Origin of the sequence: Pseudomonas sp. PS01303 (genome assembly GCF_029959385.1) — a bacterium.
Classification (GTDB): Bacteria; Pseudomonadota; Gammaproteobacteria; order Pseudomonadales; family Pseudomonadaceae; genus Aquipseudomonas; species Aquipseudomonas rustica.
Genome location: NZ_JASCPK010000239.1, coordinates 1 through 5,123 on the forward strand (window position 1 = coordinate 1; position 5,123 = coordinate 5,123).

The 5,123-nt window shown below is 59.8% G+C and carries 3 protein-coding genes; all 3 read right to left on the bottom strand.

The features are described 5' to 3' along the window. Positions 1–87: 87 nt before the first annotated feature. The 3 genes from QMX93_RS29625 to recQ all read right to left on the bottom strand — a co-directional run bounded on the left by QMX93_RS29625 (position 88) and on the right by recQ (position 4,859). Entirely contained in the window at positions 88–1,764 is a 1,677-nt protein-coding gene (locus QMX93_RS29625) for a FimV/HubP family polar landmark protein (protein WP_282359110.1), read from the bottom strand. Between the two features lie 127 nt (positions 1,765–1,891). Continuing rightward, positions 1,892–2,326 (bottom strand): MarR family transcriptional regulator, encoded by a 435-nt coding sequence (locus QMX93_RS29630; RefSeq protein ID WP_053118236.1) that lies wholly within the window; start codon positions 2,324–2,326, stop codon positions 1,892–1,894. 403 nt (positions 2,327–2,729) lie between these two features. Further along, positions 2,730–4,859 carry a DNA helicase RecQ gene (recQ, locus tag QMX93_RS29635; protein WP_053118234.1) on the bottom strand — a complete coding sequence of 710 codons (2,130 nt, stop codon included), beginning with the start codon at positions 4,857–4,859 and terminating at the stop codon, positions 2,730–2,732. Between the last annotated feature and the right edge of the window lie 264 nt (positions 4,860–5,123).

Sequence of the window (5,123 nt, forward strand, 5' to 3'; positions counted from 1 at the left end):
AGCCCGCTCCCACAGTTTGGAATGCGTTCCCCTTGTGGGAGCGGGCTTGCTCGCGAAGGCGTCAGTACATTCACCCCATCAATCAGCTCAGCGAATCCCCGCCAACAACGTCCGCGCCGTCTGCTTCAACGGTTCATCGCCCTCTTTGAGCAATTCATTAAGCAACGCAATTGCACTGTCGATATCGCCGTCATCAATGCAGTTCTGCGCCTGCTCAAGCTTGCCGGCGCCCTCCTCCACGTCAGGCTCTGACAGTTGCAAATCCAGCGGCTCCAGCGTCAACGCCTGCGGATCACCAAACTCATTGAGGAAGTCATCATCCAGCGGCTGCGCATCCGGCTCGGGAATCCATTCCAGCTCCGACTCCTCCGACAATGGCTGAACCGGCGCTGGAGGACTGTCCTGCAGATCCCAACTGGAATCCATCGACAGCTCGCCCAGATTCAATTCGAAATCATCCTCCGGCGCTGCAGGTTCGGGCTGAGCGGCAGCGATCGGTGCGGCCACCAGAACCGGCGCAACACTCGTCAGCTTCGGATGCCGATCGCGAACTGCCTGTAACTCGTGTTCATCCACTCCAAGCTGTCGCAAGTGGTTTTCCTGTTGCTCGTACGCGGCGTTATCGCCTTGGCGCCCTAAAACTTCGAGCAGTTGCACCCCGAGATCGATGCGTTCCGGTTCCTTGGCCAAGGCATCGCGCAGTAAGCCGACGGCTTCGCCGAGCCGGCCGTACGCCAGATAAATGCCCACCGCTTCCAACACATCGCCTGCTGCGGGTTCTTCGCGGTGATCGGCTGAGGCGTGGTGTCTGAATGAATCGGGACTTTGCGTTTCCTCCGTGTCGGGCTCGATGCCAAGTGGCAGCGGCGGCGCGGCAACGGTTTGCGTTTGTTGGCGACGGCGCACGATCAGCCCGCCAATCAGCGCGACCAACAACAGCACTAATCCGCCGAGCAGCAGCCAGTTCGGCGAATCATCTTCCGTAGCAACTGGCGCAACCACCGGAGCGGGTGCTGGCGTCACCACAGCTGGCGGCGGTTTCTGCAGCTCGGCCAGACGCGTCTGCAATTCGCCCATTTGTTTTTTGCCGTCGGTGATCAGCGCCTGTTGCTCCTGCAACTTGGCGTTTTGCTCTTCGATGGTTTTTTGCAATTGTTGATTGAGCAACACGCTGGCAGCTAACTGTTCAGCGACTGCATCGTTGGCCGGTGCGATCGGGGCTGGCGGCGGAGCGGTCTCACGCTTGCCCTGCGCGGCCTGAACCGGCGCGGTCACAGGCTCGACAATCGGAAACGCAGAAGACCGCGCGCGGGGATCCGGCTCATCAGTGGCCGGTTCGATTCCCGGCGTCCCTGGCGGATCGATCAGCACGGTGTATTCGCGCAGCAAACGGCCGTTGGGCTGATTGAGCTGCACGAGGAAATTGAGGAAGGGTTCGTTAACCGGTTTGCTGGACGTCACCCGGATCATCTGGCGATTGCCATGCAGGATCGGGATGAACTTGAGGTCGTTGAGGAAAAACACCCGCTCGACCCCAGCCTCAGCGAACTCATCCGCCGTGGCCAGACGCACCGACAGATCGTTTTGCGTCAGCCCGCCGACATCCACCAACGCGATATCGGCCTTGAGCGGCTGATTGAGGCTTGAATGGATCGTAATGTCACCCAGCCCCAACGCCATCGACCACGTCGAGTAACTGAATAGCCCGGCCAGCAGCAACCATTTGCCGCCACTGCGCCGTACCACGTGCCAACTTGCGAGCATGAGCATCCCTTAAATAAGCAAAACCGACTTCTATGCGTTCGCACATCCGGTACGAACACGATATTGCCCAGTAGTTCTTATAGTCGGCTCAGTGCGATCTCTCAAAAAATCGGTACAGGGTTGTGCCTCAAGATTTTTCCAGGTTGGTCAGAATGTGCGCGTGAACACGCATGCACACCTTTAAATCCGCCTCGTCGACGCCTTCGAACAATTCGTGGCGCAACTGCGTGGCAATGGTTTCTATTTGTTCGATGAGCGGCAGCGCGGGGGCGCAGAGGACAATTTTTTTCGCCCGACGGTCTTCCATTACGGACTGGCGTTGCACCAGGCCCTGGCTTTCCAGACTATCGAGCAAGCGCGCGAGGGTCGGCCCTTCAACGCCGACGCTCTGCGCCAGCTCACGTTGGGTCGGCGCCTCTTCGAACCGCGCCAGATGCAGCAGCACCAGCCAGCGCGCCTGGGAAAGGCCCAGCCCGGCGAGACGGCGATCCAGTTCGGCGCGCCAGCCACGGGACATCTGGGCCAGTTGCATGCCAAAGCGGTGTTGATCGGTTAACGGCATAAAACACTCACGGTTAGTCTGAAAAATAAGGAATTTCTAATTATTAGCCAGCTAAGCATGAGCCGCAGTTATAGGCAAGAGTCGCTCTGTACTGAATCGTTACATCTTGAAGCCCCTCACCCTAGCCCTCTCCCAGAGGGAGAGGGGACTGATTGGGGGATGCTCGGGATATTGGGCGACTTGGGAGGGCTTTGCTGAATTCGAAATTGGAATGCCCCTCACCCTAGCCCTCTCCCGGAGGGAGAGGGGACTGATGGGGGGATATTTGGGAATTACGCCGACGTGATAGATCTGCGTTGAATCCATAATCGACTCGGTCATTCAGGTCGATGTAGGACGCAAGACACCTCGGTCGGCCCCCTCTCCCTCTGGGAGAGGGCTGGGGTGAGGGGCAACGGCCAAATTACATCTCAAATTCCGACTGCAACGCCGCCCGAACGCAATACAGCACGCCTTCCGGCACCCGCCCGGCGAACAACTCGGCAATCTCAGCGACCGACGGCAACTCACCTTCGCCATCAAGAAACGCATCCTGCACTTCGCCCATCAGCTCTTCAGGCAGATCCAGCGCCTGTTCCAGCGACAACTGCTGCTTGCCAATCGCCTCAGCCAACATCGTGTAAACGTTCTTCTCCGAACATTGCAACTGACCGGCAATCTGCAACGGCGTCATGCCCGCGCGGGCCAGCGTAATCAGCTCATGACGCACATCGGCCACGACTTTCGGCGCCTCGACCTCGCCACCGAGCACTTCGAGGAAAGCATCCCCGTAACGCTCAAGTTTGCGCGCACCGACACCACTGACCCGAGCCATTTCCGCCAGCGAGGTCGGCTGACTGCGGAGCATTTCCAGCAACGTCGAATCCGGGAAAATAACGTACGGCGGCACACCATGTTCTTCGGCGAGTTTGCGCCGCAACGCACGCAACGCTTCCCACTGTTCGCGCTCTTCGCCGCGCACCAGTTGACTGGCCGGGCTCTTGCTGCCGCTTTTCGCAGTGACTTGCGGCTTGAGATCGCGGCGCAGCTCCAGGCTCACTTCGCCCTTGAGCAGCGGTCGGCAGCTGTCATTCAGACGCAGCCCGCCATAACCTTCGTGATCGACATCCGCCAGGCCCCGCGCCACTAACTGGCGGAACAGCGAGCGCCATTCGCTCTCGCTCAACGCCTTGCCAACGCCCCACACCGACAAATGCTGATGACCGAAGCTGCGGATTTTTTCGTTGTCCTTACCCAGCAGCACATCGACCAAATGACCGACGCCGTAACGCTGGCCAGTACGGAAGATGGCTGACAACGCCTGACGCGCAGGCTCGGTGGCGTCCCAGGTCTGCACGCCATCGACGCAGTTGTCGCAGTGGCCGCACGGCTCGGGCATGTCTTCGTCGAAATACGCCAGCAAGGTCTGACGACGGCAGCGGGTTTCTTCGCAGAGCGAGAGCATCGCGTCGAGCTTGTGCTGCTCCAGACGCTTGTGGCGCTCGTCGCCTTCGGAGTTTTGCAGCATCTGCTTGAGCATCACCACGTCTTGCAGACCGTAGGCCATCCACGCGTCCGCCGGCAGACCATCACGGCCGCCGCGACCGGTTTCCTGGTAATACGCCTCAAGGGATTTCGGCAAATCGAGGTGCGCGACAAAGCGCACGTTGGGCTTGTCGATGCCCATACCGAACGCCACGGTGGCGACCATGATCAGGCCTTCCTCATTAAGGAAGCGCTTCTGGTTGAAGGCACGCAGATCGTTGGGCAGACCGGCGTGATACGGCAACGCCGGGAAACCCTGCTCGCTCAGGAACGTCGCGACTTCTTCAACCTTCTTGCGCGACAGGCAATAGACGATGCCGGCGTCGCTGCGTCGCTCGGCCAGAAACGCCAGCAACTGCTTGCGCGGCTGCTCTTTCGGCACGATGCGGTAAAAAATGTTCGGACGGTCGAAGCTCGACAGGAAACGCTCGGCGTTCTGCAGGTGCAGGCGCGTGACGATTTCTTCGCGGGTACGTTTGTCGGCGGTGGCGGTCAGGGCGATGCGCGGCACATCGGGAAACAGTTCCGCCAACTGACCCAGTTGCAGGTATTCCGGACGGAAATCGTGGCCCCATTGCGACACGCAGTGCGCCTCATCGATGGCGAACAGCGCGATGTCCAGACTCTGCAGGAACGACAGCATGCGCGGCTGCACCAGACGCTCGGGCGCCAGATACAACATTTTCACTTCACCGCGTTTGATCCGCGCGGCGAGGTCGCGCTGCTGTTCGGCGCTCAGTGTCGAGTTCAGCGCGGCCGCCGCGACGCCCAGCTCTTCAAGAGTGGCGACCTGGTCGTCCATCAACGCGATCAGCGGCGAGACCACTACCGCCAGGCCTTCGCGCAGCAGCGCCGGCACCTGGAAGCACAGGGATTTGCCGCCACCGGTAGGCATCAGAACCAGTGCGTCACCGCCGCTGGCCACGCGCTCAATGATTGCACCCTGACGGCCACGAAAACTGTCGTAGCCGAAGATGTCCTTGAGGACGCGTTGAGCCTGTTCGAGCATAGAAACTCCAAAAATCACAAAAACATCCCTGCAAGGCTGGTTCATGACGGGCAAAGCTGCACCGCAGAATCGTAAGAACGCATTGCATGACGGCCGCAATGCGGGCAGGGATCGCAAAACGCGGCAGTATACCCGAGGCCTTCCCTGCACAGGGCGACACCCGTCGATACAATCTGCGATGCGCCCCTGTCCCCTGTAGGAGCTGCCGAAGGCTGCGATCTTTTGATGTGGTTTTTAAAAGATCAAAAGATCGCAGCCTTCGGC

Bases quoted from the DNA above. Each gene is read 5' to 3' on its own strand.
- QMX93_RS29625 (WP_282359110.1), bottom strand. From the start codon at position 1,764: ATGCTCGCAAGTTGGCACGTGGTACGGCGCAGTGGCGGCAAATGGTTG.
- QMX93_RS29630 (WP_053118236.1), bottom strand. From the start codon at position 2,326: ATGCCGTTAACCGATCAACACCGCTTTGGCATGCAACTGGCCCAGATG.
- recQ (WP_053118234.1), bottom strand. From the start codon at position 4,859: ATGCTCGAACAGGCTCAACGCGTCCTCAAGGACATCTTCGGCTACGAC.